General features: G+C 71.0%; 25 protein-coding genes. 20 read left to right on the top strand and 5 right to left on the bottom strand.

All coding sequences use genetic code 11. The annotated features are described in order from the left end of the window. The first annotated feature begins 3 nt into the window (after positions 1-3). Both CXP56_RS15225 and CXP56_RS15220 read left to right on the top strand, forming a co-directional pair. On the top strand, positions 4-492 hold the full coding sequence (locus tag CXP56_RS15225) for a hypothetical protein (protein ID WP_286901613.1): 489 nt from the start codon (positions 4-6) through the stop codon (positions 490-492). Between the two features lie 21 nt (positions 493-513). Next, a complete protein-coding gene (locus CXP56_RS15220) occupies positions 514-1,176 on the top strand; it encodes a hypothetical protein (RefSeq protein ID WP_286901611.1) in 663 nt (220 codons plus the stop codon). A gap of 80 nt (positions 1,177-1,256) precedes the next feature. Here CXP56_RS15220 and CXP56_RS15215 read toward each other — a convergent pair whose 3' ends face one another. Next, complete coding sequence (locus CXP56_RS15215; RefSeq protein ID WP_028848757.1) at positions 1,257-2,087, bottom strand: dienelactone hydrolase family protein; 831 nt, start codon at positions 2,085-2,087, stop codon at positions 1,257-1,259. 27 nt (positions 2,088-2,114) lie between these two features. Here CXP56_RS15215 and glmS point away from each other — a divergent pair, with 27 nt between their 5' ends. The 8 genes from glmS to tsaD all read left to right on the top strand — a co-directional run bounded on the left by glmS (position 2,115) and on the right by tsaD (position 10,405). Then, complete coding sequence (gene glmS, locus CXP56_RS15210; RefSeq protein WP_286901609.1) at positions 2,115-3,977, top strand: glutamine--fructose-6-phosphate transaminase (isomerizing); 1,863 nt, start codon at positions 2,115-2,117, stop codon at positions 3,975-3,977. Positions 3,978-4,013: 36 nt separating this feature from the next. Next, on the top strand, positions 4,014-5,465 hold the full coding sequence (locus CXP56_RS15205) for an NAD(P)H-hydrate dehydratase (RefSeq protein WP_286901608.1): 1,452 nt from the start codon (positions 4,014-4,016) through the stop codon (positions 5,463-5,465). A 5-nt stretch (positions 5,466-5,470) separates the two neighbouring features. After that, the gene (gene alr, locus CXP56_RS15200) at positions 5,471-6,613 is read left to right on the top strand and encodes an alanine racemase (RefSeq protein WP_028848760.1); all 1,143 of its coding nucleotides are present in this window, start codon (positions 5,471-5,473) and stop codon (positions 6,611-6,613) included. Continuing rightward, on the top strand, positions 6,610-7,662 hold the full coding sequence (locus CXP56_RS15195; RefSeq protein ID WP_286901606.1) for an alpha/beta fold hydrolase: 1,053 nt from the start codon (positions 6,610-6,612) through the stop codon (positions 7,660-7,662). Before alr ends, CXP56_RS15195 begins: the two co-directional genes overlap by 4 nt. Then, complete coding sequence (gene tsaE / locus CXP56_RS15190) at positions 7,650-8,111, top strand: tRNA (adenosine(37)-N6)-threonylcarbamoyltransferase complex ATPase subunit type 1 TsaE (RefSeq protein WP_425426140.1); 462 nt, start codon at positions 7,650-7,652, stop codon at positions 8,109-8,111. The genes CXP56_RS15195 and tsaE overlap by 13 nt, the downstream gene beginning before the upstream one ends. Positions 8,112-8,178: 67 nt before the next feature. Further along, the gene (gene tsaB, locus CXP56_RS15185; protein WP_028848762.1) at positions 8,179-8,841 is read left to right on the top strand and encodes a tRNA (adenosine(37)-N6)-threonylcarbamoyltransferase complex dimerization subunit type 1 TsaB; all 663 of its coding nucleotides are present in this window, start codon (positions 8,179-8,181) and stop codon (positions 8,839-8,841) included. After that, positions 8,838-9,359, top strand: coding sequence for a ribosomal protein S18-alanine N-acetyltransferase (gene rimI, locus CXP56_RS15180; RefSeq protein ID WP_028848763.1), 522 nt, complete (start codon positions 8,838-8,840; stop codon positions 9,357-9,359). The genes tsaB and rimI overlap by 4 nt, the downstream gene beginning before the upstream one ends. Beyond that, positions 9,359-10,405 (top strand): tRNA (adenosine(37)-N6)-threonylcarbamoyltransferase complex transferase subunit TsaD, encoded by a 1,047-nt coding sequence (gene tsaD / locus CXP56_RS15175; protein WP_028848764.1) that lies wholly within the window; start codon positions 9,359-9,361, stop codon positions 10,403-10,405. Before rimI ends, tsaD begins: the two co-directional genes overlap by 1 nt. Before the next feature lie 32 nt (positions 10,406-10,437). On the opposite strand, the gene CXP56_RS15170 is transcribed toward tsaD, so the two are convergent. Then, positions 10,438-12,012 carry an alkaline phosphatase D family protein gene (locus CXP56_RS15170; RefSeq protein WP_028848765.1) on the bottom strand — a complete coding sequence of 525 codons (1,575 nt, stop codon included), beginning with the start codon at positions 12,010-12,012 and terminating at the stop codon, positions 10,438-10,440. A gap of 168 nt (positions 12,013-12,180) precedes the next feature. Further along, entirely contained in the window at positions 12,181-12,777 is a 597-nt protein-coding gene (locus CXP56_RS15165; RefSeq protein WP_028848766.1) for a hypothetical protein, read from the bottom strand. A gap of 430 nt (positions 12,778-13,207) precedes the next feature. Between CXP56_RS15165 and groES the strand changes: the two genes are divergently transcribed. Next, the gene (gene groES / locus CXP56_RS15160) at positions 13,208-13,501 is read left to right on the top strand and encodes a co-chaperone GroES (RefSeq protein ID WP_028848767.1); all 294 of its coding nucleotides are present in this window, start codon (positions 13,208-13,210) and stop codon (positions 13,499-13,501) included. A gap of 125 nt (positions 13,502-13,626) precedes the next feature. After that, positions 13,627-15,234 carry a chaperonin GroEL gene (gene groL, locus CXP56_RS15155; protein ID WP_286901603.1) on the top strand — a complete coding sequence of 536 codons (1,608 nt, stop codon included), beginning with the start codon at positions 13,627-13,629 and terminating at the stop codon, positions 15,232-15,234. Positions 15,235-15,954: 720 nt separating this feature from the next. Here groL and CXP56_RS15150 read toward each other — a convergent pair. Further along, a complete protein-coding gene (locus CXP56_RS15150; protein ID WP_028848769.1) occupies positions 15,955-16,269 on the bottom strand; it encodes a WhiB family transcriptional regulator in 315 nt (104 codons plus the stop codon). 308 nt (positions 16,270-16,577) lie between these two features. Here CXP56_RS15150 and CXP56_RS15145 point away from each other — a divergent pair, with 308 nt between their 5' ends. The 5 genes from CXP56_RS15145 (at position 16,578) to CXP56_RS15125 (ending at position 20,912) form a co-directional block, all read left to right on the top strand. Next, complete coding sequence (locus tag CXP56_RS15145; protein ID WP_051310399.1) at positions 16,578-17,528, top strand: MerR family transcriptional regulator; 951 nt, start codon at positions 16,578-16,580, stop codon at positions 17,526-17,528. A gap of 48 nt (positions 17,529-17,576) precedes the next feature. Next, a complete protein-coding gene (locus CXP56_RS15140; protein ID WP_211227657.1) occupies positions 17,577-18,512 on the top strand; it encodes a hypothetical protein in 936 nt (311 codons plus the stop codon). 187 nt (positions 18,513-18,699) lie between these two features. After that, positions 18,700-19,296: a response regulator transcription factor gene (locus CXP56_RS15135; RefSeq protein WP_028848771.1), complete on the top strand. Its 597-nt coding sequence runs from the start codon at positions 18,700-18,702 to the stop codon at positions 19,294-19,296. Positions 19,297-19,484: 188 nt separating this feature from the next. Further along, positions 19,485-20,057 carry a sigma-70 family RNA polymerase sigma factor gene (locus tag CXP56_RS15130; RefSeq protein WP_286901601.1) on the top strand — a complete coding sequence of 191 codons (573 nt, stop codon included), beginning with the start codon at positions 19,485-19,487 and terminating at the stop codon, positions 20,055-20,057. Continuing rightward, on the top strand, positions 20,058-20,912 hold the full coding sequence (locus CXP56_RS15125; protein ID WP_051310400.1) for an anti-sigma-D factor RsdA: 855 nt from the start codon (positions 20,058-20,060) through the stop codon (positions 20,910-20,912). Positions 20,913-21,144: 232 nt separating this feature from the next. Here the strand turns inward: CXP56_RS15125 and CXP56_RS15120 are convergent, their stop codons facing one another. Further along, entirely contained in the window at positions 21,145-21,516 is a 372-nt protein-coding gene (locus CXP56_RS15120) for a DUF5319 family protein (RefSeq protein ID WP_028848773.1), read from the bottom strand. A gap of 67 nt (positions 21,517-21,583) precedes the next feature. Here CXP56_RS15120 and guaB point away from each other — a divergent pair, with 67 nt between their 5' ends. The 3 genes from guaB (at position 21,584) to CXP56_RS15105 (ending at position 26,104) form a co-directional block, all read left to right on the top strand. Then, positions 21,584-23,104, top strand: coding sequence for an IMP dehydrogenase (gene guaB, locus CXP56_RS15115; RefSeq protein ID WP_028848774.1), 1,521 nt, complete (start codon positions 21,584-21,586; stop codon positions 23,102-23,104). Positions 23,105-23,188: 84 nt separating this feature from the next. Beyond that, complete coding sequence (locus CXP56_RS15110; RefSeq protein ID WP_028848775.1) at positions 23,189-24,325, top strand: GuaB3 family IMP dehydrogenase-related protein; 1,137 nt, start codon at positions 23,189-23,191, stop codon at positions 24,323-24,325. A 78-nt stretch (positions 24,326-24,403) separates the two neighbouring features. After that, positions 24,404-26,104, top strand: coding sequence for an FAD-dependent oxidoreductase (locus tag CXP56_RS15105; RefSeq protein ID WP_028848776.1), 1,701 nt, complete (start codon positions 24,404-24,406; stop codon positions 26,102-26,104). Positions 26,105-26,234: the final 130 nt, after the last annotated feature.

Raw genomic sequence — 26,234 nt, 5'->3', positions numbered from 1 at the left:
CCCGTGGTCTTTCTGCCGGAAAGCAGTTCCCGGCCGGCGATCCTCGACGAGTTCGCCCAGATTCGCGCCGAGTACCGGGCCAGGGCCGAGGAGATCAGCGAGGAGGCCCGCCAGCGCGCCGCCGAGATGAAGAAGGAGCAGGAGCAGCGGCAGAAGGAACTCGAAGAGTGGAAAGCCGCGCGCGAGGCTGAGAAGAAGGCGGAGAAGGCCAAGGACGCCGAACAGGACAAGAAGCCGGAGAACCCGTGGGCCCAGCGTCCGCGGCTGCCGGACGCCGGAGCCCGCATCGGGCAGATCGAGGACGACGAGTACGACGTCCCTGAGGAACCGCCGTCCCCTCCGGCTCCGCCGCCGAGGCCGGTTGCGGTCGATCCGCAGCCCGAGGCGGCCCCGGCCACGCCGCCTGCTCCGGAGCCCGCGCAGCCGTCCGGCAGCCGGTGGGCGCCGGACGACGACGAGGACTTCGAACAGGGCAACTTTCTCCGCGGATAGCGGCCGAGCAGGGAGCGATGGATGACCAACCCGCACGGGTGGCAGTCGGGCGGATGGCAGGGGCAGCAGCCATACCCCGGTCAGCACGCCAACCCCGGTCAGGCGGCAGGGCAGCAGCCCGTCCCGCCGCCTCCGCCGGGCCAGGTGGCCGGCCCGGGCGCACCAGGTGCGGGTGGTCAGGAGGGTCCCTTCCCGGCATTCAGCGTTCGTGAGCTGGCCTGGGTGGTGTTCGGGATCGCGCTGATCACCGGGCTCGTCCTGCTCGGCAAGTACGGCTACGAAGCCGTCGACAACATGCTCGAGAAGAGCTGGGGTGAAGGCGGCTTCGCCGCCGCGGCGGCGGTCGGCGGGTTCTTCCTGGCGCTGGGCGCGATCCTGTTCCGCCGGCGCTCCCGCGCTGGGCGGGTGCTGATCATCCTCGGCGCGATCTTCTCGCTCGGCGCGCTCGATTTCGAGGACGCCGCCGCGTACGGGTTGGTCGGTGCCGCGGTGATCGCTGCGATCCTCGCCGTGGCGGGCAAGAGCTGGCTTCGGCCGAAGGTCCCCCGGTGGGGCCCCGGCTTCCCGGGTGGTTACGGATATCCCCAGCCGGGCCCGCCGGTTCCCGGTGCTCCGTACGGGCAGCAGCAGCACATGCCGGGAGGCCAGCAGCCCTTCGGCCCGCCGCCGGGCGGGTATCGGTAGTCGCTTCGGACCATGTGCGGCGCGTTCGTGATGGGAGCGGGAAATGCCGTGGCTCCTGCGGTGCCCGCTCCACGGCGGCCTTACCGCAGGTGAGCCTTCTCCTTGTCCGGTGACCGCTCGAACGTGATCGGCGCTCGCTTGACGCTCGCCTGCAACAGCTCCCGGTACTTGTCCGCACCGGTCAGCTCGGCCAGGAAGAACGCCGTGAACAGCGCATAGACCAGCCGCTGGGTCGCGCGCTGCGGTTTGCCCTGCAGGAACAGCTGCGTCCAGTGGAAGCCCTCGGTGACCGCCAGGTGTGACGACTTCTCCAGTTCCCGGACCTGCACCGGCCCGGCCCAGGAGCGGGCGATCGCGTGCGCATGGCCGATCGGCGGGGCGACCACATCGTCCGCCACGGCCAGGTGCAAGCCGGGAGCTTCCACCGACCGAGCGGCGTCCGCGGCCGAGGGAAGGGTCTGCGCCGGGGCCACAGTGGCCACCGCCTTCGGCCGGTCCTTCGGGTCCCGGTTGGCCGCGGCCAGCACCGCGGCACCGCCGCCGGTGGAATGCCCGGCCACGCCCAGCAGCTCCGGGTCGACGCTGATCCCGCTCGGTCCCAGCCGCACGTGCGCGACCAGTCGCAGCGCGGTGCGCAGGTCCGCGGCGAAGGCACGGTGGGACGGCACCGGGCCGGTCTGGGTCGCGGGCGCCACCGCCACGATGCCCCACGACGCCAGGTGCCGGAGCAGCCCGGCGTACCGGCGGGGCGGCTGCATCCAGCCGTGCCCGAACGCGACGGCGGGCAATCCCAGCCCGGCGCGCGGGGTGAACACCACGCCGGGGAGCCCGACCAGTGCCAGGTTGCCGAGCGACACCTGGTGCGGGCCCGGGTAGCTCAGCTCCTCCAACAGCACCTTCGGCTTGGCCATGCACCGACCCTAGTACCCTGGCTGCCCGTGTGTGGAATCGTGGGTTACGTCGGGCACCGCTCGGCGCTGGACGTCGTCATCGGTGGCCTCCGGCGCTTGGAGTACCGCGGATACGACTCCGCCGGGGTCGCGGTCCTCGACGGGGACGGCGGGCTAGCCGTCGAACGCAAGGCGGGCCGACTGGGCAACCTGGAGCAGCAGCTCGACGCCGTCGGCCGGGATGCGTTCGCCGGCTCGGCGGGCATGGGCCACACGCGCTGGGCGACGCACGGCCCGCCGGTCGACCGCAACTCCCACCCGCATCGGGACACCTCCGGCAAGGTCGCCGTGGTGCACAACGGCATCATCGAGAACTTCGCGACCTTGCGCGCGGAACTGGAGGCGGCCGGGATCGAGCTGGCGTCCGACACCGACACCGAGACGGCCGCTCACCTGATCGCGCTCGCGTACGCCGAAGGGCCGACGGCCGGTGACTTTCCCGCATCGGTGCGCGCGGTGTGCCGCCGCCTGGAAGGCGCGTTCACCCTCGTCGTCGCGCACGCCGATCACCCGGACGTGATCGTGGCCGCGCGGCGCTCGTCGCCCCTGGTGGTCGGCGTGGGTGAGGGCGAGTACTTCGTCGCCTCCGACGTCGCGGCGTTCATCGAGCACACCCGGGAAGCGGTCGAGCTCGGTCAGGACCAGGTGGTCGAGATCAGCCGCGACGGGTACCGGGTCACCGACTTCGCCGGCGAGCCCGCAGAGGGCAAGCCGTTCACGGTGAACTGGGACCTGTCCGCCGCGGAGAAGGGCGGCCACGACTACTTCATGCTCAAGGAGATCGACGAGCAGCCGGAGGCGCTGGCCAACACGCTGCGCGGCCACTTCTCCGGCGGCCGGATCGTCCTGGACGAGCAGCGGCTGACCGACCAGGACCTGCGCGACGTCGACAAGGTCTTCGTGGTGGCGTGCGGCACCGCGTACCACTCCGGGCTGGTCGCCAAGTACGCCATCGAGCACTGGTGCCGGCTGCCGGTCGAGGTCGAGCTGGCCTCGGAGTTCCGTTACCGCGACCCGGTGCTGGACCGCGACACCCTGGTGGTGGCGATCTCGCAGAGCGGGGAGACCGCGGACACCCTGGAAGCGGTCCGGCACGCCCGCGAGCAGAAGGCCCGTGTGCTGGCCATCTGCAACACCAACGGCGCGCAAATTCCCCGCGAGTCCGACGCGGTGCTCTACACCCACGCGGGCCCGGAGATCGGGGTGGCGGCCACCAAGACGTTCCTGGCGCAGATCGCCGCGAACTACCTGGTCGGCCTGGCACTGGCGCAAGCGCGCGGCACCAAGTACCCGGACGAGGTGGCGCGCGAGTTCGCCGAGCTGGAGGCCGCTCCGGCCGCGGTGCGCAAGGTGCTCGGCACGGTCGATCAGGTGCGCGAGATCGGCAGGCGGTTCGCGCAGTCGAAGGCGGTGCTGTTCTTGGGCAGGCACGTCGGCTATCCGGTGGCGCTGGAGGGCGCGCTCAAGCTCAAGGAGCTGGCCTACATGCACGCCGAGGGCTTCGCCGCCGGTGAGCTCAAGCACGGGCCGATCGCGCTGATCGAACAGGACCTGCCGGTGGTCGTGGTGATGCCGTCGCCGAAGGGCAGGGGCGTGCTGCACGCGAAGCTGGTGTCCAACATCAGCGAGATCCAGGCGCGCGGGGCGCGCACCATCGTGATCGCCGAGGAGGGCGACGAGGCGGTGCGGCCGTTCGCCGACGAGCTGATCGAGATCCCGGCGATGCCGACGCTGCTGCAGCCGCTGGTGGCGACGGTGCCGCTGCAGGTGCTGGCGGCCGAGATCGCCAGGCAGCGCGGGTTCGACATCGACAAGCCGCGCAATCTCGCCAAGTCCGTCACCGTCGAGTGACCATCGGCGGCCCCGGTCGTCGGTACGGTTTCTGACATGCGTGAGGTATGGACGACCGAGCGAGTGCGCGCCGCGGAGGCCAAGGTGCTCGCCCGCACGCCGCCCGGGGCGTTGATGCGCCGTGCGGCGTTCGCGGTGTCCGTGCGGGCCGCTGAGCTGCTGTCCGAGCACGCCGGTCGGGTGGCGGGCACCCACGTGGTGCTGTTCGTCGGATCCGGCGACAACGGAGGGGACGCGCTGTGGGCCGGCGCGATGCTGCGTCGCCGGGGCGTCGCCGTGACGGCCGTGCTGTTGAACCCGGAGCGGGCGCATCGCGAAGGGCTTGCCGCGCTGCGCCGCGCCGGTGGGCGAGTGGTCGAACCGGCGCAGGCAGGTCCCGCGCTGGACAGGGCGGACCTGGTCGTCGACGGCATCGTCGGATTGTCCGCCCGCGGAGGCCTGCGGCCGCAAGCCGCCGAGCTGGTGGCGCAGGCCGGCGCGCCGATCCTCGCCGTCGATCTCCCCAGCGGTGTCGAACCGGACACCGGTGCGGTCGAAGGCGAGGCGGTGCACGCCACCGCCACCGTGACATTCGGCGCGTACAAACCGCTGCACTTTCTCGAACCCGCGGCCGGCCTGTGCGGGGACGTGCGCTTGGTCGACATCGGAATCCGCCCGGAGCTCGGTGATCCTGATTTCGTCGCGCTCGACCCCGCCGATGTCGGGTTGGCCTGGCCGGTGCCGCGGTCGGCCGACGACAAGTACACCCAGGGCGTGACCGGCGTCGTCGCAGGGTCGAGCCGTTTCCCGGGTGCGGCGGTGCTGGCGGTGGGCGGCGCGGTGCAGGCGACGTCCGGGATGGTGCGCTACGCCGGTTACGCAGCGGACGCGGTGCGCAACCGGTGGCCGGAGGTGATCGCCACCGGATCGTTGGCCGACAGCGGCCGGGTGCAAGCGTGGGTCGTCGGGCCGGGCAGCGGAACCGGGTCGGATTCCCAGGAAATGCTGCGGGAAGTGCTGGCCGCGGGCGTCCCGGTGTGCGCAGACGCCGACGCCACGACGATGATCGCCCAGAACCCGGACTTGCTGCTCGCCAGGGACCCGGACACCCCACTGGTGCTGACCCCGCACGAGCGCGAGTTCGAACGGCTGGCCGGCTCCGTCGGCACCGACCGGATCGCTGCCGCTCGCCGTGCGGCGCAGCGCTACCACGCCGTCGTGCTGCTCAAAGGGCACTGCACGGTGATCGCCGACGACAAGGGCCACACCTACGTGCAGCGTTCCGGTCGGTCCTGGCCGGCGACTGCCGGATCGGGCGACGTGTTGTCCGGAATGATCGGCGCGCTGCTGGCCGCAGGCTTGGAACCGGCGTTCGCGGCGGCCTGTGCCGCACTGGCGCATGACGAGGCGGCTGCCCGTGCCGCGGCGAACGCTCCCACGTCCGCGTCCTCGATCGTGGCCGCTATCCCGGAGGCCGTCCGCGCGCTGCGCGGCTTCGTGCGACCATGACCCGCATGTCCCCCCACAAGAGTGCACCCCGTGCCGAGGTGGTCGTCGATCTCGACGCGATCCGGCACAACGTCGCGCTGCTTGCCGGGCGCGCGGCGGACTCGGGCGCGGCGACGATGGCGGTCGTGAAGGCCGACGCCTACGGCCACGGCGCGGTCCCGGTGGCCCGTGCCGCGCTGAGCGCGGGAGCGAGCTGGTTGGGGGCCTGCTCGCTGCAGGAAGCGCTGGTGTTGCGGTCGGCGGGAATCACCGCACCGGTGTTGAGCTGGCTGGAAACCCCGGACGTCGACTACGCCGCGGGCATCGCGGCCGACGTCGACCTGTCGGCCAGCTCGCGCGGCGAGCTGGCGCGCATCGCCGCGGCCGCCGAGCGGGCGGGCAAGCGAGCCCGGGTGCATCTGAAGATCGACACCGGGTTGTCCAGGAACGGCTGCCCGAAAGACGAGTGGCCGTGGTTGTGCGCGGACGCCGCCGCCGCGGACGACGTCGAGGTCGTGGCGATCTGGTCCCACCTGGCGTGCGCCGACGAACCCGGGCACCCGTCGATCGACGAGCAGGGCAAGCGGTTCGACGCGGCGTACCAGGTGGCGCGGGCGGCCGGGCTGGATCCGAAGCGGCACATCGCCAACTCCGCGGCCACCCTGACCAGGCCGGATCTGCACTACGACATGGTGCGCACCGGCATCGCGATCTACGGCCTGAACCCGGTCGGCACCGACGACGACCTGCGGCCCGCGATGACCTTCCGGTCGGCGGTGGCGCTGGTGAAGCGCATCGAGGCCGGGGAGTCGGTCTCCTACGGCCACACCTGGACCGCGGCCACCGACACGTTCCTGGCCCTGGTCCCGGTCGGCTACGCCGACGGGGTTCCACGCTCGCTGTCCGGGCGCCTCGACGTCTGGCTCGACGGGCAGCGTCGCCCGGTCGTCGGCCGGGTGTGCATGGATCAGATCGTCGTCGACTGCGGTGACCACCAGCCCGAACTCGGCGCGGAGGTGGTGCTGTTCTCCGACGGGAGGGCGGGGGAGCCCACGGCGCGGGAGTGGGCGGACACCCTCGGCACCATCGACTACGAGATCGTCACCGGCATGTACCGGCCGCGCGTGGTCCGGCGCTATGTCGGCTCCGGAACCGGGGATGCGGTTTGAGGCGGTTGTCCATCCGCGGCGAACGCCGCGACGCCGATCCGTACGCCGGCGAGCCGTTGGGGGATCTGGCTCCGGACCGGGTGAGCACCGTGGCGGCCGACGACGGCACCCCGCTTGCGGTTCAGGAGATCCTGCCGGACGACGGCGGTGAGCCGGAGATCACGCTGGTCGGTGTGCACGGCTTCGCGCTGTCCAGCGCGACCTGGTACTTCCAGCGCCGGGACCTGGCCGCGCTGCGGCTGCCCCGGGTGCGCCAGGTGTACTACGACCACCGCGGCCACGGCCGGTCCGGCTCCAGCACCCGCGAGACCGGCACGATCGAGCAGCTCGCCGCCGACCTGCACGCCGTGCTGCGTGCGGTGGCCGGCGAGGGGCCGGTGGTGCTCGCCGGGCACTCGATGGGCGGGATGACCATCATCGCGCTGGCCGAGCAGGCACCGGAGCTGTTCACCGGCCGCATCCGCGGGGTGTGCCTGATCACCACGGCCGCCGGGGAGGTCGGCAGCACCGGGGTGGCTCGGTCGGTGCTGGCCCGCTACAGCCCGATCGGCAGGCTGAGCGGCCTGGCGACGCTGCAGCCGAAGCTGGTCGAGCTGCTGCGCTCGGCGGGCGGTCGGATCACCAGGCAAGCGGTGCGGCGGCTGGCGTTCGGCGACAACCGGGTGCCGGAGAGCGTGCAGCGGTTCCTGCTGGCCGAGCTGGACGGGACGCCGGTGCACCAGCTGGTGAACTTCATCGCCACGCTGGGCGAGCACAACCGCTACGACGCACTGCAGGCGCTCCGGGAGACCGATGTGATGGTCATCGGCGGGGAGAAGGACCGGATCACCCCGATGTCGCACAGCGAACGCATCGTGGCCGAGCTGCCCGAGGCCGAACTGGTGTGCATCCCCGGCGCCGGCCACATGGTGCAGCTGGAACAGCCGGAGGTGGTCAGCAGCCACCTCATCGACCTGGTGCAACGCTGTGCCGGGGTGGGCCGTGCGCCCTCGCGGCGCACGGCGGGTACGAGCCGGGGGCGGAAACGCACGCGGAGGTGGTTGCGGTGAAGCTGGAGCTGCCGACGCCCGAGGACACGGTGGACCTGGGCAAGGCCATCGGCGCCCAGGCCAGGGCGGGCGACCTGGTGCTGCTGACCGGTCCGCTCGGTGCGGGCAAGACGGTGCTGGTGAAAGGCATCGCGGCCGCGCTCGGGGTGCAGGGGCGGGTCAGCTCGCCGACGTTCGTGCTGGCCAGGGTGCACGAGCCCGGCCCGCGCGGGGTCGGCATGGTGCACATCGACGCCTACCGGCTGGGTGGCGACGTCGATCAGCTGGAAGACCTGGGGATCGACACCGCCGCGGACGACTCGGTGGTGGTCGTCGAATGGGGCGAGTTCGTCGCCGACCGGTTCGGCCCGGACTACCTGCTGGTCCGGCTGGAGCGGCGGCCGGACGACGTGCGGGTGGCCGAGCTGGAACCGCACGGTTCCTGGAAGGGCAGGAGCCTGCCCGGCTGACCCGTCCGTCCGGCTCGCCGACACCGCGCGTTCACGCCCGGCCAGCGGGTCGTACGCTGGGAAGGTCATGCTGGTTCTCGCCCTGGACACCTCGACCCCTGCGGTCACCGCCGGTGTGGTCGAGCTGGGCCCGGACGGCGCCGAGACGCGCGCCGAGCGGGTCACGGTCGACGCGCGCGCCCACGGTGAACTGCTCACGCCGCATCTGCTGGAGGCGGTCGGCGCCGCCGGCATCGCGCTGAACGATCTGGCCGCCGTGGTCTGCGGCTCGGGTCCGGGACCGTTCACCGGACTGCGTGCGGGGCTGGCGACGGCGGCGTCGCTCGGCCAGGTGCTCGACGTCCCGGTGTATCCGGTGTGCGGGCTGGACGCCATCGCCGCGGAGGCGTCGGTCCAGGCGAAGTTGCTGGTCGTCACGGACGCCCGCAGGCGCGAGGTGTACTGGGCGGTCTACGACGCGGACGGCACGCGGCTGCACGGCCCGGCGGTGGACCGGCCGGACGAGATCGACCTGACGGGCGTCGAGTACGTCGCCGGGCACGGGGTCCAGGTGTATCCGGATGCGTTCGAGCTGACCGCGGTGGAACCGTGGTACCCGTCGCCACGTGGCCTGGTGCTGGCGGCGGCGGACGAGCTGCGCTCCGGCGCGGATCCGGCACCGCTGACCGCGCGCTACCTGCGCCGCCCGGACGCGCAGGAACCCGGACGGCCGAAGCGGGTGCTGGTATGAGCGCCGTGAGTGCCGAGAACGCCGTCACGCTCCGGCCGATGACCGGGCAGGACATCGACCGATGCCTGGTGCTGGAGCGCGAGCTGTTCGCCGAGGAAGGCCCGTGGAGCGCCCAGGCCTTCCGCACCGAGCTGAGCTCGGACACCCACTACCTGGTGGCGGTCGACTCGTCCGGCGAGATCGTCGGCTATGCCGGGCTGGCGGTTCTGGGACGGCAAGGCGACGCGGGTGGCGTCGAGACTGAGGTCCGCACCATCGCGGTGGCCCCGAGGGCGCGGCGCCGGGGCATCGGAACTGCGCTGCTGACCGCGCTGCTGAGCAAGGCGGACGAGCTCGACGCCCCGGTGTTCCTGGAGGTACGGGTGGACAACCAACCGGCGTTGCGGCTGTACGAGCGTAACGGCTTCCAGCAGATCGGGGTGCGCAAGCGCTACTACCGCCCGGTCGGCGTCGACGCCTACACGATGCGCCGCGAGGCACGCAGCGCCCGGGCCCGCGCCGAGGAGGCGACGGGCTGATGGCGAAGATCATCATGGGCATCGAGACCTCGTGCGACGAGACCGGGGTCGGCTTGGTGCGGTTGCACGACGACGGCACGGTCGAGCTGATCGCCGACGAGGTCGCTTCCAGCGTGGAGCAGCACGCCCGATTCGGCGGCGTGGTGCCCGAGATCGCCAGTCGTGCCCACCTGGAGGCCATGGCGCCGACGGTGCGCCGGGCGTTCGATGCGGCCGGCCTGACGCTGAAGGATGTCGACGCCGTGGCGGTGACCGCCGGTCCCGGGCTGGCCGGGGCGTTGCTGGTCGGAGTCGCCGCGGCCAAGGCCTACGCGGCTGCCCTCGGCGTCCCGCTGTACGGCGTGAACCACCTGGCCGGCCACGTCGCGGTGGACACGCTCGAGCACGGCCCGCTCCCCACGCCCTGCCTGGCCCTGCTGGTTTCCGGCGGCCACACCCAGTTGCTGCGGGTGGACGACATCGCGGGGAAGATCACCGAGCTCGGCTCGACGGTCGACGACGCCGCCGGTGAGGCCTACGACAAGGTGGCCCGCCTGCTGGGGCTGCCGTATCCCGGGGGCCCGCCGATCGACAAGGCCGCGGCCGGGGGCGACCCCGAGGCCATCGCGTTCCCGCGGGGGATGACCGGGCCGCGCGACGCCAAGTACGACTTCTCGTTCAGCGGGCTCAAGACGGCGGTGGCCCGCTGGGTGGAGGCCGCGGAGCGGCGCGGCGACGAGATCCCGGTCGCCGACGTGTGCGCGTCCTTCCAGGAAGCCGTCGCCGACGTGCTGACCGCGAAGGCGGTGGCGGCAGCGGCCGAGACCGGGATCGACACGCTGGTGATCTCCGGTGGCGTGGCCGCGAACTCCCGGCTGGCCGGGCTGGCCCGTGAGCGGTGCTCGGCGGCGGGTGTCCGGCTGCGGATTCCCCGGCCGCGGTTGTGCACCGACAACGGCGCCATGATCGCCGCGCTGGGAGCGCACGTGGTGGCGGCCGGGGTGCCGCAATCCTCCCTGGATTTCTCGGCGGCCCCCGGCCTGCCGGTGTCCACCGTCACGGTCTGACGCGGCGCGTCGTCCGTCGGTCCGGAGCGCTCTCACACGCGATGCAGCGTGGGATCCCCGTCTGCCACGACGAACGACGCGTCCGTGACGGCATTCGCGCCGGGTTGCGACACCTTCGACAGAATCCGGAAGTCGGCGCGTACTTCGTCCGCGGTGAACTTGGTCCGCACATAGCCGCGCCGGTTCCGGAAGTACTTGATGTGCGGGTTCTCGCGCAGCACCTTCTCGTTGGTGCTGTCGTCCCCGTCGAAGCCGCTGGTGATGGACGTGGTGACGAATTCGACGGCCACGTCGTCCCCGGCCGAGCCGTCGTAGGCAGCTTTGACCTCGGCGGCCCAGTGCCGGTGCACGTCACCGGTGAGCACGATCCCGTTGCGCACCTGTGAGTCACGCAGCGCCGCGGTGATCTTCTGCTGAGAAGCGGCGTAGCCGTCCCAGGCGTCCATGCTGTATCCCTTGTCGGCACCGGCGACCAGGTCGCGGCGGGAGAAGAACACCTGCTGCCCGAGCACGTCCCAGCGCGCGGTCGAGGAGCGGAACCCGTCGATGAGCCACTGCTCCTGGTCGGCACCGGTGATGGTGCGGTTCGGGTCGAGCCGCTCTTCGCAGCCGACCTGGGTGCCGTCGCCGCACGCCTGGTCGGACCGGTACTGCCGGGTGTCGAGCATGTGGAACGTGGCCAGCGAGCCCCAGTGGTAGCGGCGGTAGAGCTGCATGTCGATGCCGTTCGGCTTGCTGATCGGCCGCAGCGGCATGTGTTCGTAGTAGGCACGGAAGGCCGCCCTGCGCCGGTCGAGGAACGCCTCGCCCGGGGTGTCGGTGTTTTTCTCCGGGGTCTGGTTCGCCCAGTTGTTCTCCACCTCGTGGTCGTCGAAGACCACCAGCCACGGCGCGGCCGCGTGCGCGCGCTGCAGGTCCAGGTCCGTCTTGTACTGCCCGTGTCGCTGGCGGTAGTTGGCCAGCGTGATGGTCTCCGGCCCGAGAACCTTGCGAACGTCCTTGGCTTTGGCCTTGTACTCGTACTGGTAGTCGCCGAGGTGCAGGATCAGGTCTGGGTTGTCCTCGGCCATCCTGCGGTACGCGGTGAAGTAGCCCTCGCCGTAGTGCGCGCACGAGGCGAAGCACATGGTCAGCTCGCCGAGCGTGCCCGGGGCAGGCGCGGTGCGCGTGCGGCCGACGTCGGACAGGTTGCCCTCGGCACGGAACCGGTAGAAGTACTCCCTACCGGGCTCCAGGCCTTCCGGGATCACGTGCACGCTGTGGGCGTAGGCCCGTACCGCCTCCACCGACCCGCGCTGCACGATCTGGGTGAACTTCTCGTCGGCTGCCAGCTCCCACTCCACGGTCACCGTCTTGTCCGGCATCCCGCCGTAGCCGTCTGCCGCCGTCGGGTTCGGCGCCAGCCGAGTCCACAGCACGACGCTGTCCGGCAGCGGATCACCGGACGCGACTCCCAGGTTGAAGAACGGCCCCCTCGGCAGGCGCACCCCTGCGCCTCGGGTGGCCTGTGCGCGGGCCAAGGCGCCGCCGATCGCGGCCAGGCCGAGCGCACCGGCCCCTCCCAAAAGGACCGCCCTGCGGGTGACAGGCGTAGTCGTGTCGGACACCGGGACCCCCTTCAACGCGGTGTGTGCAGTGACGCACATCACCGTGGCGAGGGAAGGGGGACAGAGCAACCGGCAGTGGTCTGCAGGTGGTGAATTCCTCACTTTCGACGTCAGCCGAAAGGGGTATGACGCTTGTCACCGGCGGGCAAGCACGGCAGGCGGACGCGGTCAGGCCGGGGGCGGGGTGGCTCCGCTCGCCGGACGGACGGCCGCGCGCGCGGCCAGGATCGACGCGACCACGGACAGCACGGTGAGAGCCAGGCTCGCGTACAGACCGACCCCGGGTTCGATGTCGATGAAACGCTCCCCAGTGGCCACGTCCTCGTCGTGGATGGTCGAGCGAGGCACACCGAACCGGTCGGCCAGTGCATTCATCACGTCCCGGACGGTCGGCAGCGTGACCCACGCCAGCACGATGGACACCAAGGCGGCAGCGGCCAGTCCGAGCCAGCTCAGCCAGCGCACGGTGGTCCACCGCGCCGACAGTGGTGATGCGGCCACGACGCCGCTGCCCACCAGCAGCAGGACCGCCACCGCGGCAGGCAGGGACGCCCAGGCCGTCCCGGACTCCGCCTCGATGGCGTTGGCCGCCGCCCCGGCCATGCCCGCCGGGCTGGTGGCGTCGAGGTGGGTGCTGACCGACGACCAGGTGAGGAACGAGAAGGTGGTGGCGGCGACGGCGGTGGCAATGCCGAACCATTGCGACCACCGCGGCCATGTCGCCTCCGCTGGGGCTGCCGCCGGATTGTCGGGTGCGCCGGTCACAGTCGAGCTCTCTTTCCGCGGGCGGCCACGACGGTCCGCCGAGTGCCTGCCACGGTAGTCCTTGTCGCCGGCGGGCGGGTGCCTGAGCGCTGGGTGCGGTAGATCGACGTCACCGGTAGTCCTTGCCGTCGGCGAGCGCGCCCCGGCGCACTGGACGCTTGCTCGTCACGGCACGGGCGGGCTTTCGGTGCGATGTGTCGCCGACGGTCGGCACGGCGTGACCTTCGTCCGCGACTTACCCGGTGACCTGGTCGTTTGCCCCAGGTCACGGTGGCCAACGCAGGTCACAGGGGGCCCGGTTGCACGGCTAGCACTCACATGGTTAGAGTGCTAAGTGCAAGCGATGAACACGCCCGGCACCCGCGACGACGGGGGTGGGAGTCGTGACCCCAATTCCGACAACGCTTTCTCGACCGTGGAGGTCAACCCGGTGAGCGTGAACATCAAGCCGCTTGAGGACAAGATCGTTGTCCAAGCGAGCGAGGCCGAGGAAACGACGGCTTCCGGTCTCGTCATCCCCGACACCGCCAAGGAGAAGCCCCAGGAGGGCAAGGTCCTTGCCGTTGGCCCGGGCCGCATCGACGACAAAGGCAACCGTATTCCGCTCGACGTGAAGGTCGGCGACGTCGTCATCTTCTCGAAGTACGGCGGCACCGAGGTCAAGTACAACGGCGAGGAGTACCTGATTCTCTCGGCCCGCGACGTGCTCGCGGTGGTCAACTGACCTCGGCCGCGTGGCCGGATGTCCCCGGCCTGACGTGGTTTCTGTCAGCCAGACGCCCCGGCCCCGCGGAAGAAGGGGCCGGGGCGTTCGGTTTGTTGTGACCAGAAAGGGACTCGAGGCGAGCAATGCCTAAGCAGATCAACTTCGACGAGGACGCGCGGCGGGCGCTGGAACGGGGTGTGAACAAGCTCGCCGACGCCGTCAAGGTGACCCTCGGGCCGCGCGGACGCCACGTCGTTCTGGGCAAGAAGTACGGCGGCCCGACGATCACGCTCGACGGTGTCACGGTGGCTCGCGACATCGAGCTGGAGGACCCGTTCGAGGACCTCGGCGCGCAGCTGGCCAAGAGCGTGGCCACCAAGACCAACGACGTGGCCGGTGACGGCACCACCACGGCCACCGTGCTGGCGCAGGCGCTGGTCAAGCACGGCCTGCGCAATGTCGCCGCGGGCGCCAACCCGACCGAGCTGAACCGGGGCATCCAGGCGGCCACCGACAAGGTCATCGAGGTGCTCAAGGCCAAGGCGACGCCGGTGAAGGGCCGCGACGAAATCGCCCAGGTCGGCACGGTGACCTCGCGTGACGCCCGGATCGGCGAGTTGCTCGGGGAAGCGGTGGAGAAGATCGGCGAGGACGGTGTGATCACCGTCGAGGAGTCCTCCACGCTGGCCACCGAGCTGGTCATCACCGAGGGCGTGCAGTTCGACAAGGGCTACATCTCCGCGCACTTCGCGGCCAACGCCGAGGACCAGCGGGTGGTGCTGGAGGACGCCTGGGTGCTGCTGCACCGGGAGAAGATCTCCGCGCTGGCGGACCTGCTGCCGCTGCTGGAGAAGGTCGTCGAGACCAAGAAGCCGCTGCTGGTCATCGCCGAGGACGTCGAGGGCGAGGCGCTGTCCACCCTGGTGGTGAACACGCTGCGCAAGACGCTGACGGCGGTGGCGGTGAAGGCGCCGTTCTTCGGCGACCGGCGCAAGGCGTTCATGGACGACCTGGCGGTGGTCACCGGGGCGCAGGTGGTGTCCGCCGAGATCGGCCGCAAGCTGTCCGAGGTGGGGCTGGACGTGCTGGGCAAGGTCCGGCGCGCGGTGATCACCAAGGACGACACCACGCTGGTGGACGGTGCAGGCACCAAGGAGGCGCTGCAGGCCCGCATCGCGCAGATCCGGCGCGAGATCGAGACCACCGACTCCGACTGGGACCGGGAGAAGCTGCAGGAGCGCCTGGCCAAGCTGGGCGGTGGCGTGGCGGTCATCAAGGTCGGTGCGGCCACCGAGACCGAGCTGGCCGAGCGCAAGCACCGCATCGAGGACGCCGTCGCGTCCACCAAGGCGGCCGTCGAGGAGGGCATCCTGCCCGGCGGTGGTTCGGCGCTGGCGCACGCCGCCAAGGAGCTGACCGACGACCTGGGCCTGTCCGGAGACGCGGCGACCGGTGTGGCGATCGTGCGCGAGGCGCTGACCGCTCCGCTGTACTGGATCGCCAGCAACGCCGGATACGAGGGCTCGGTGATCGTCTCCAAGGTGACCGAGCAGGAGTGGGGCCGCGGCTTCGACGCCACCACCGGTGAGATGACCGACCTGGTCGCGGCCGGCGTGGTGGACCCGGTGAAGGTCACCCGGTCCGCGGTGGCCAATGCGGCTTCGATCGCCCGGCTGGTGCTGACCACCGAGTCGTCGGTGGTCGACAAGCCGGAGGAGTCCGACGACGAGGACCACGGCCACCAGCACTGATCACGGTCACGTCCCACGAGGACTGTCACTGGAATGTCCCCACCGGGGGCGGCTCCACCAGGGGCCGCCCCCGTTTTCGTTGGAGGCGGGGGGTGTCGGGTTGGTGTCTCGGGTTCGTTGGAGGCAGAGGGCGCCGGGCAGGTGTCCCGGATCGTCGCGACCGGAGCGGATGACCGCCGGCTCGGCGCCGGGTTGGCCGAGTGCAGCCGGCCGACCCGTCCGCGCGGGACTCGTTCCCTACTGGGGAAGACCGTTGGCCTGGTCAGGTGCTCTTGGCGGTGGGGCGAGACTGTGATCAAGCGGGTGTGGTTCGGCGCACCGGGCGTGCCCGGTTGACCCGGATAGTGCGGTTCGCCGTGTTCGCGCTGCGCAGGCCCCGTTCTGGTCGGTCGTACTCGTTGACGGCTGCCTGGGCCGGTGCTGCGCGGCCGCTGTGACGAAGCGTGCCATCGCTCGTCGGCCGAGTGCTGCCGACTCCGGTGGAACCAGTGCTGCCGGTTCCGCCGGAACCAGTGCTGCTGTCGCCCACCGAGTCAGCGGCCGGTGTGTCACTGTCCGGCGGGACGCGGGCCGGTGTGTCACTGTTCGGCGGGCCGCGGGAGCGTTCTGCCTGCAACGCTCGAACGGCCGGTACTCTGCTTTCGCCTGCCCGGTGCCCGGACAGGCGAAAGGGACGGTCTCCCGCAGGGAGCCGCCCCTTGGCGTGTGGTCGTGAGCTGGTCAGCCGCCGGCAGCCATGGCCAGCGCCCGCTCCTTCTTCTTCTGCGCCTTGATGATCGACTCGCGTTCGGACTCCGACAGCCCGCCCCAGATGCCGTACGGCTCATGCACCGCCAGCGCGTGCGCACGGCAGATTTGCAGCACCGGGCAGGTTTGGCACACCGCTTTTGCCCGGGCTTCCCGTCTGGCTCGCGCTGGACCGCGTTCCCCGTCCGGGTGGAAGAAAAAGGCACTGTCCATTCCCCGGCATGAGCCCTCCAGTTGCCAGTCCCAGAAATCGGCGTTCGGGCCGGGTAGCCTGCGTGTGTCTGCCATGGTGATCCGCCTCACGTTCGCCGTGTGTTCCGGCTGGTCGTGCGCCGGAGCCGGGTTGCCCGGATGCTCCATTCGGCGCGGTGGCCGTAACGTTAGAACCGCGCCAATAGTTGTTCAACAGAGCAAGGTCATTTCATTCATTAGATATCCCCCGCGCAAGTTAGACACCTCCATTTCGCGCACCCCAAGTGGACGTGATCGCCTGGTCAGGCGAGGTTTACCCACACCGGCTGGCAACTATTCACGATCCGGCGGCTGAAGTTGCCGGGGCGGCCGGTGCCCGCGATATTGGGTGCGTGCGAGCACCGATGTCGGAGCCGGATACCAGGCATGCCGCACGCACCACCGCCGAACCGACTCTCCCGGTGTCCGCGGTGGCACGTCGGCTCGGCGTGGCCCCGGCGACGCTGCGCACATGGGATCGCCGCTATGGCGTGGGGCCGAGCGGCCACATCAACGGAAGGCATCGCCGTTACACCGCGTTCGACATCGCTCGGCTGGAGATCATGCAGCGGGCTCTGCTGGCGGGTGCGTCGACCGCCGAGGCGGCCAAGTACGCGCTCGAGTCGGTGGTGACCGACCCGGCGGCGGCCGAGGTCCTGCCCCAGCCCCGGCGGGGTGGGCAGATGGAGCAGGAGACGCCGCGGGCGTCCCGGCTCGCCCGTGGCCTGAGTGCGGCCGTGTTGCGGTTGGACAGCCATCAGGCTCAGTTGCTGGTGGAGGAGGCCGTCGCGACCGTCGGTCCGGCGGTCGCGTGGGAGGACGTGGTCCGGCCGGTGGCCGAGGCGATCAGCGACCAGTGGCGGGCGAGCAACCCGGGGCCGGAGGCGAAACAGCTGCTGAACGGGCTGATGCTGGCGGCGCTGCACCGGGCGACGCCGGTCGCGCGCCGTCCGCGCAACCACCACCCGGTGCTGCTGGCGGACATGCCCGGTGCGCGATCCGATCTGACCGTTCCCGCGCTCGCGGCGGAGCTGGCCCGGCGCGGCATCCACCCGATGACGTTCGGCACCGGGTTGTCCGCTGACGCCGTGATCAGCGTCGCCCGGCGTACCAGGCCCGCCGCGGTGGTGCTGTGCGCGCACCGCGCTGAGAACGCCGATGCCACGCTTTTCCGGCGGCTTGCCCGCGGACGCTCCCGTGGCCGGCTGTTCGCCTGCGGCCCTGGCTGGCAAGACGTGAAGCTTCCGGAAACGGTCGAGCCGTTGGCCACGTTGGCCGCCGTCGTCGAGCGGGTCAGTTACGTCCTGCTCGGCTGACGCTCGCCCACGGGCCGGTCGGCCGGTGTCGGAGCCGATACTGATCCGGTGCATGCGCTGCCGGCCGACCTGCGGGCAATGGCCTTCCGTGGGGCACCGATCGACAACCGTGCCCTCGCTGCCGCCGCCACCGCCGATCCTGCGACCAGGTGGCTGGCCGCCGTGACCGTGGGCGCACAAGGCCGTTACGCGGCGGCTTACGCCCTGCTCGAGCCGCTGTCGGTGGCCACGGACCCGGTGCTGGCTTCACTGGCATGCAGCACGATCGGCTCTCACCGTCGCCAGCTCGGCGGGCATCACGCGGCTCGCAGGTGGGATGCGCTTGCCGCGCGGCACGCGGCGCGCGCCCGCAGCGACGGCGTCGGCACAGATCCCGACGGCATCGGTCCCACGGGCGCGCTGGCGGATGCGCTGCTCGGCTTGGCCGCCGATGCGCTGGCGGTCGGACGGCTCGCCGAGGCCGCAGCTCTCGTCGACCGCGCGGCGGCCCCGGCGCGGGGGAGCTGGCGGACCAGGGTGCGGCATGCCTGGGTCAGCGCGGAGCTTGTGCTCGCATCCGGCCGGGCGTCCGCCGCCGTCGCGCCTGCCGAGCGGGCCGCGGCGCTGGCTCGCGAACACGGCGCGGCCCGCCACGCCGTGAAGTCGGACATCGTCCTCGCCGTCGCACTGGCCACGGCCGGGTCGGCAGGGGAGCGGGCCCGGCGCCTGGCCCTGCAGGCACTGGAGGCGACGGAAGGGGCGGGCTGGCACTCGCTCTGCTGGCCGGCGGCACTGGCGGCAGCGGACGCCTCCGCCGATGCCGGGGACGGGCGGTCGGCGGCCTGGCTCCGCCGCCGGGCCGGAGATCATCTGCACAGAGTGTTACGGGCCGCGGATGCCGCCGGACGGCGCATCGCAGAGCACTCACCGTGGGTACCAAATGTCGACAAACTTCTCGATCGCGCCCAAACGAGGACATTTGGGGGACGATCTTGTGCAAAATAGGCCACCAGATCGTGTCAAGGTCGGCCCAAAAGCGTCCGATAGGGGGTTATGAGACGTCACCCGGCTGCCGGACAGCTTGACCGTTCCGGACTGGCTGGTTGCCCTCCGGTGTGGGGTGCACCGGGAGGACTGGCTGCTGGCTGGTGACTGTGAGTAGCGTGTGATGGACGATGAGAGAGGAACTCCCGTGACGACGGTCTTGATCTGTGACGACCGGCGCAGTGTTCGCGAGGGGCTGACGCGGGTGATGTCAGCTGTGCCAGGGGTCAGTCGCATTGACTGCGTGGCGCACGGTGACGAGTTGCTCGCGCGCTATTCCCGACAGCCGGTGGACGTCGTGCTGGTGGGGACGCAGCGCGCCGTGCCGACCGGAGTCGAGGCCACCCGGCGCCTGGTGGCCGCCCACCCGCAGGCGAACGTGATCGTTTTCGGCGCCCCGGACGACGCGGGCAGCATCGCCGCCGCCATCGCCGGCGGTGCGCGTGGCTACCTGCGCTGGGACGCCTCGCGGCCCGAGCTCGTCGCCGCGCTGGCACACACGCTGGCCAGCACGTCGGTGCCGTCGCAGCGGCAGCCGTCCGACCCGGGCGTGCAGCTGACCGAGCGGGAGCTGCAGGTCCTGCGCGGAATGAGCCAGGGCAAGAGCAACGGGCAGATCGGCCGCGAGCTCTACCTGTCCGAGGACACGGTGAAGACGCACGCGCGCCGGCTGTTCCGCAAGCTGGGCGTGCGCGACCGGGCGCAGGCGGTGGCGCACGGATTCCGGCGCGGGCTCGTTTCCTGAGGTGCGTGGAGCGAACAAGGGCCTTGCGGAACGCGGGGCCCTTGTTCGTTTGCCCGGATGCGCGCGATGCCGGGTGGACTCGACCGGTACGGTGGTACGAAGCGGCTCGGGTGATCCGGAACTAGCCACGCGCCGAGCACTTACCAGCACTTTGTCGTCAATGAGTAACACTGGGACAGTTGTCTGCGATGGCCAATGTGGGGGACGGACTGGACGAGTCGGTCGCCGCTGCCGTTGAGGGGGATCCCGAGGCGGTCGAGCGGGTGCTGGCTGCCGTCCGTCCTTTGGTTGTGCGCTATTGCCGAGCGCGCGTCGGCAGGCAGGAAAGGTCGTTCGCCTCGGCGGACGACGTGGCCCAGGAGGTGTGCCTCGCGGTGCTGACGGCTTTGCCTACGTACCGGGATCAGGGACGACCGTTTCTGGCCTTCGTGTACGGCATCGCGCAGCACAAAGTCGCCGATGCGCACCGCGCCGCGTCCCGCAACAAGGCGGACCCGGTGGCCGATGTGCCGGACGACGTGGAACGGGACATCGGCCCCGAGCAGCACGCGCTGCAGGGCGAGCTGAACGAACGCATGTCGAAACTGCTGGAGATCCTGCCGGAGAAGCAGCGCGAGATCCTCGTACTGCGCGTCGTGGTGGGGTTGTCCGCGGAGGAGACCGCGGAAGCGGTCGGCTCGACGCCGGGTGCGGTGCGGGTGGCGCAGCACAGGGCGCTGGCTCGGCTGCGCAAAGCATTGGCCGCAGAGGAGGTGGTCTGAGTGTCGAACTCACACGACGAGTCGTCGACGCCTGACCTGGCGGCCGTGCACGCCGACGACGCGTTGCTGGACGCGCTGGGTGGCTCGGATCGCAAGGTGGCCGACGAGCTCGGCTCCGCCGAGCTGAACTCGCTGCTGCTGGCCTGGAGCCGGGAAGTCGACAGCGAGCCGATGCCGGAGCTGGTGGACGCCGAGACGGCGCTGGCCACGATCCGCGCGGCGCGCGAGTCGCACCGCAACGACAAGGCGCGGCGGCGCCGCATGCTGATCCCGGTGGCGGCGGCTGCGGCCGTGCTGGGGGTCACGTTCGGTGGTGCCAGCATCGCCGCCAGGGACGCACAGCCCGGTGACACGCTGTGGGGCCTGACCCAGGTGCTCTACGCCGACAAGGCGGCGTCGGTCGAGGCCTCCTACGACGTGCGGGCGGAGTTCAAGCGCGCTCGCGAGGCGCTCGACGACGGCGATTTGAACGTCGCGCGGGACGCGCTGGAGAAGGCTCGCAAGTCGCTGCAGAACGTCGCCGAGGAAGACGACCACGACGGCCTGCAGCGCGAGCACGACAAGTTGCGTGACGAGCTGGATCGGGGCGGAAGCGCGCCGGACGACAAGCCGACGACGCCGGAGGGCGACGACCCGCCGTCGAGCAACCCGTCTTCGCCAGGTGGCAGCAGCGACCAGCCGAGCGAGCAGCCGCCCAGCGAGCCCAGCAGCGAGCCGAGCGAGCCGAGCACCGAGCCGTCCACGCCGTCGGCGCCGCCGTCGAGCGCGGAGTCCGATCAGGACCACTACTCGTCACAGCCGCGGACCAACGGCGCGGAGAGCGCCACCGAGCCACGGGGCGAAGACGGCGGCTAGCAAGCGCCCGGCCCGGAAACGAGCGGGCGAGAAGCGTCACATCCGGCTGGGGCGAGATGCATCACACCTGGTGACCGCTCGGGCCGGGACGGCGCGCAAGCATGAAGCCGCAGATCGCGGCTTCGGCTGACCTTCGGTTGGGCTTCGGTCGCCTGTGCACGGCTCCGCTCGGGCGCGCAGCGGCGCCGTGCGATGCATGCGGACCGCCTCGTCCGCGGCATGCGGTCGGAAATCAGCGTGCGGACTGGGTGGCGCGCACTCCTTCGGCGAAGCCGCGGCAGTAGTCCCAGCTCACGTAGTCCATCGGGTTCGGGGCGAACGCAGGCTCGTGCGGCCGCACCTGACCGTCGGTGAGCAGCTGCTCCAGGCTGGCACGCAGCAGGTGCCACTCGTGGTAGTGCGGCTCGTTGCAGTCGGCGCAGTCGACCACGATCCCGCGGATCCCGCGCGGTTCCAGCAGCCGCTGGTACAGCTGCAGATCCTGCAAGTCGGCCAGCAGCTCGGCCCGTTCCTCCTCGGTCAGCGGAGGTGCGGGCTCGTCGTCCATGTCTGCCAGGCTCCGCGCCGGGTCGTCCGGGTCGTCGGCGAATGGGTCGGGCGGCATTTCCTGCGAGTGCACATCGAAAACGGTACAGGGTCGGCTCCGGTGGCTGTCCAGATACCATCGACGCATGACCCCCCACACTCGGCCTGACGAGGAGTTCCTTCCCAGCAAGTTCGCGCCGCTCGGGCTGACGTTCGACGACGTGCTGCTGCTTCCGGCGGAGACCGACGTCGTCCCCAGCGAGGTGGACACCACCGCGCGCCTGTCCCGCAACATCACGCTGCGAATCCCGCTGGTTTCGGCGGCGATGGACACCGTGACCGAAGCCCGGATGGCCATTGCCATGGCCCGTCAGGGCGGGATCGGCGTGCTGCAGCGCAACTTGTCCATCGACGATCAGGCGTCGCAGGTCGAGGTGGTCAAACGCTCCGAAGCGGGCATGGTGACCGACCCGGTGACGTGTTCACCGGAGGACACGCTGGCCGAGGTGGACGCGCTGTGCGCGCGGTATCGCATCTCCGGTGTGCCGGTGACCGATCCGGACGGCACGCTGGTGGGCATCATCACCAACCGCGACATGCGCTTCGAGGTGGACCACTCGCGCAAGGTCGCCGAGGTGATGACCAAGCCGCCGCTGGTCACCGCGCAGGTCGGGGTGTCGGCGGACGTCGCGCTGAGCCTGCTGCGCAGGCACAAGGTGGAGAAACTGCCGATCGTGGACGGCGCGGGCAAGCTGCGCGGGCTGATCACGGTCAAGGACTTCGTCAAGACCGAGCAGTACCCGAACGCGACCAAGGACCCGGACGGCAGGCTGCTGGTCGCCGCCGCGGTGGGCGTCGGCGTGGACGGTCGCAAGCGTGCGCACGCCCTCGCGGACGCGGGCGTGGACGCGATCGTGGTGGACACCGCGCACGGTCACTCGAAGAACGTGCTGGAGACCATCGCCGTCCTGAAGAAGGAACTGGGCGACACGGTCGACATCATCGGCGGCAACGTGGCCACGCGGGCGGGCGGCCAGGCGATGGTGGACGCGGGCGCCGACGCGGTGAAGGTCGGGGTCGGCCCGGGGTCCATCTGCACCACGCGCGTCGTCGCGGGTGTCGGGGTGCCGCAGATCTCGGCCATCTACGAGGTCGCGCAGGCGTGCAAGCCCGCAGGGGTTCCGGTGATCGGTGACGGCGGCATCCAGTACTCCGGTGACATCGCCAAGGCCATCGCAGCCGGTGCCGACACGGTGATGCTGGGCAGCCTGCTGGCAGGCACCGACGAGTCGCCGGGCGACGTCATCCTGGTCAACGGCAAGCAGTACAAGACGTATCGCGGCATGGGATCGCTGGGGGCCATGCAGTCCCGTGCGGGCGGCAAGTCGTACTCCAGGGACCGCTACGCGCAGGACGACGTGCTCAGCGACGACAAGCTGGTTCCGGAGGGCATCGAGGCCCGCACACCGTACCGGGGGCCGCTGGCGACGGTGGTGCACCAGCTGGTCGGCGGGTTGCGCTCGGGCATGGGCTTCACCGGCGCGCGTACCATCGCCGAGCTGCAGCAGGCGCAGCTGGTACGGATCACCTCGGCAGGCCTGAAGGAGTCGCACCCGCACGACGTGATCATGACGGCGGAGGCGCCGAACTACACCATGCGGAGCTGACCGCTCGGCCGGCGCGTGGCGCTGCTCGCGGTGCGTCCCGGCCACCGCGGGCACGCGCTGGCCGGGAAAGCTAGGCTCTAGCCCGTGCGTGATGTGATCGAGATCGGCATGGGCAGGACCGCCCGGCGGGCCTACGACCTGGACGACGTGGAGATCGTGCCGTCGCGGCGGACGCGGTCGTCGAAGATCGTCTCGACCGCCTGGCAGATCGACGCCTATCGCTTCGAGCTGCCGTTGGTGACCCATCCGACGGATGCGATCGTCTCGCCGGACACCGCCATCGCCATCGGCAAGCTCGGCGGGCTCGGCGTGCTCAACGCCGAAGGGCTGTGGGCCAGGCACGCCGACGTCGACGAGGCGTTGCAGACGCTGCTGGTGGCGGCGGAGAACATGGAGGACCCGGCGGCGCTGACCCGTCAGTTGCAGCAGCTGCACGCCGCGCCGATCCGCCCGGAGCTGATCACGGCCGCGCTGAAGAAGATCCGGGACGCCGGCGTGACGGTGGCCGCCCGGGTGAGCCCGCAGAACGCCGCCGAGCTGACCCCGCACCTGCTCGACGCCGGGGTGGAGATCCTGGTGGTGCAGGGCACCATCGTGTCGGCCGAGCACGTCAGCGGCGAGGACACCGAGCCGCTGAACCTCAAGGACTTCATCGCCAACCTGGACATCCCGGTGATCGCGGGCGGGGTCAGCGACTACCGCACGGCGATGCACCTCATGCGCACCGGAGCCGCCGGGGTGCTGGTCGGCCACGGCTACGCGCCCGGGGTCACCTCCACCGACCGGGTGCTGGGCATCGGCGTGCCCATGGCCACCGCGATCATCGACGCGGCGGCGGCTCGCCGCGACTACCTCGACGAGACGGGCGGCCGCTACGTCCACGTCATCGCCGACGGCGGCATCAGCTGCAGCGGTGACCTGGCCAAGGCCATCGCGTGCGGGGCGGACGCCGTGATGCTCGGCGCCCCGCTGGCTGGCTACCGGGACGCTCCCGGCCGGGGCCTGTACTGGACCGCTGCCGCGGCGCACCCGTCGTTGCCGCGGTCGCGTATCGCCATGGGCCCGGACGTCGACGTCGATTTGGAGACGCTGCTTTACGGGCCGTCGTTCGAGCCGGATGGCCGGATCAATTTGTTCGGCGCGCTGCGCCGGGCGATGGCCAAGACGGGCTACTCCGACTTGAAGGAGTTCCAGAAGGTCGGGCTCACGGTGCGCGCGTGAACTCCACCGGCCGATCGCGGTGACTCGTAGGTAACTTACCCGTAGTCAGAAGCGGCCGCCGCGGTTACCCTGGCCGCTATGCCCACCAGCTACGACTATGACGTCATCATCGTCGGCTCGGGGTTCGGCGGCAGCGTCTCGGCCCTGCGGCTGACCGAGAAGGGATACCGGGTCGCGGTCATCGAGGCAGGCAGGCGGTTCTCCGACGAGGACTTCGCCGAGACGTCGTGGAACCTGCGCAAGTTCCTGTGGGCCCCGGCCCTGGGCTGCTACGGGATCCAGCGCATCCACTTGCTGGACGACGTCCTGGTGCTTGCCGGGGCGGGCGTCGGGGGCGGCTCGCTGAACTACGCGAACACCCTCTACCGCCCGCTCAAGCCCTTCTACCAGGACAAGCAGTGGGCGCACATCACCGACTGGGAGTCCGAGCTGGCCCCGTACTACGACCAGGCGTCCCGCATGCTCGGGGTGGTGGAGTGCCCGCTGGACACCCCGCACGACGAAGTGATGCGCAAGGTCGCGGCGCGGATGGGCATCGCGCACACCTACCACCCGACCCAGGTCGGGGTGTTCTTCGGCAAGCCGGGGCAGACGGTGCCGGACCCGTTCTTCGGCGGCGTCGGCCCGGCGCGCACCGGATGCATCGAGTGCGGCAACTGCATGGTCGGCTGCCGGCACAACGCCAAGAACACGCTGACCAAGAACTACCTGTACCTGGCCGAGCGCAACGGCGCCAAGATCATCCCGATGACCACGGTGACCGCGGTGCGCCAGCGCACCGACGGCGGTTTCGACGTCGACATCCGCAAGACCGACCGGCGGTCGAAGCGCTTCCGGCACACGCTCACCGCGGAGAAGGTCGTGCTGGCCGCGGGCACCTGGGGCACCCAGAACCTGCTGCACCGGATGCGGGACACCGGGCAGCTGCCCCGGCTGTCCGCTCGGCTCGGCGAGCTGACCAGGACCAACTCCGAGGCGATCATCGGCTCGTCCCGGTTCGCCGTGGACCCGCAGCGGGACTTCAGCCGGGGGATCGCGATCACCTCGTCCATCCACCCGGACGAGAACACGCACCTGGAGCCGGTGCGCTACGGCAAGGGCTCCAACGCGATGGGCCTGCTGCAGACGCTGGCCACCGAGGGCGACAGCGACGTGCCGCGCTGGCGGCAGTTCTTGTCCTTCCTGCTGCGGCACCCGGTCACCACCGCCCGGCTGATGCACCAGTACCGGTGGAGCGAGCGCACCATGATCCTGCTGGTCATGCAGAGCCGGGACAATTCGCTGACCACCTACACCACCAAGCGGTTCGGCCGCCGCTGGTACCGGTCCAAGCAGGGGCACGGCGAACCGAACCCGGCGTTCATCCGGGCGGGCTACGAGGCCAACCAGCTGATCGCCGAGGAGATCGGCGGCATCGCGGGCAGCACGTGGAGCGAGCTGTTCAACATCCCGATGACCGCGCACTTCCTGGGCGGGTGCGTCATCGGTGCGACCCCGCATGAGGGCGTGATCGACCCGTACCACCGGGTGTTCGGCCACCCGGGCCTGTCCGTGGTGGACGGCTCGGCGGTGAGCGCGAACCTGGGCGTGAACCCGTCGCTGACCATCACCGCGCAGGCCGAACGCGCGATGGCGTTCTGGCCGAACAAGGGGGAGGAGGATCCCCGGCCGGCACCGGGCAGCCCGTACCGCAGGATCAAGCCGGTGCCGCCGCGCCGTCCAGCGGTTCCCGATGGCGCGCCGGGCGCGTTGCGGCTGCCGCTGGTCGAGGTCCGCTGACTCCGCGGCCTCCGCGGCGTTCTGACGCCCCCGTGGGCGGGAAGACCCGTGAGCGGGCTGTGCAGACCTGATCCGACGAGGTGCGGCGCGGACGGCCGCGGTGGTGCCCGCCGCGCGGTCACGGCAGTTT

Source organism: Thermocrispum sp., assembly GCF_002919275.1.
Taxonomy (GTDB): Bacteria; Actinomycetota; Actinomycetes; order Mycobacteriales; family Pseudonocardiaceae; genus Thermocrispum; species Thermocrispum agreste.
This window is presented reverse-complemented; position numbering and strand designations above follow the sequence as displayed.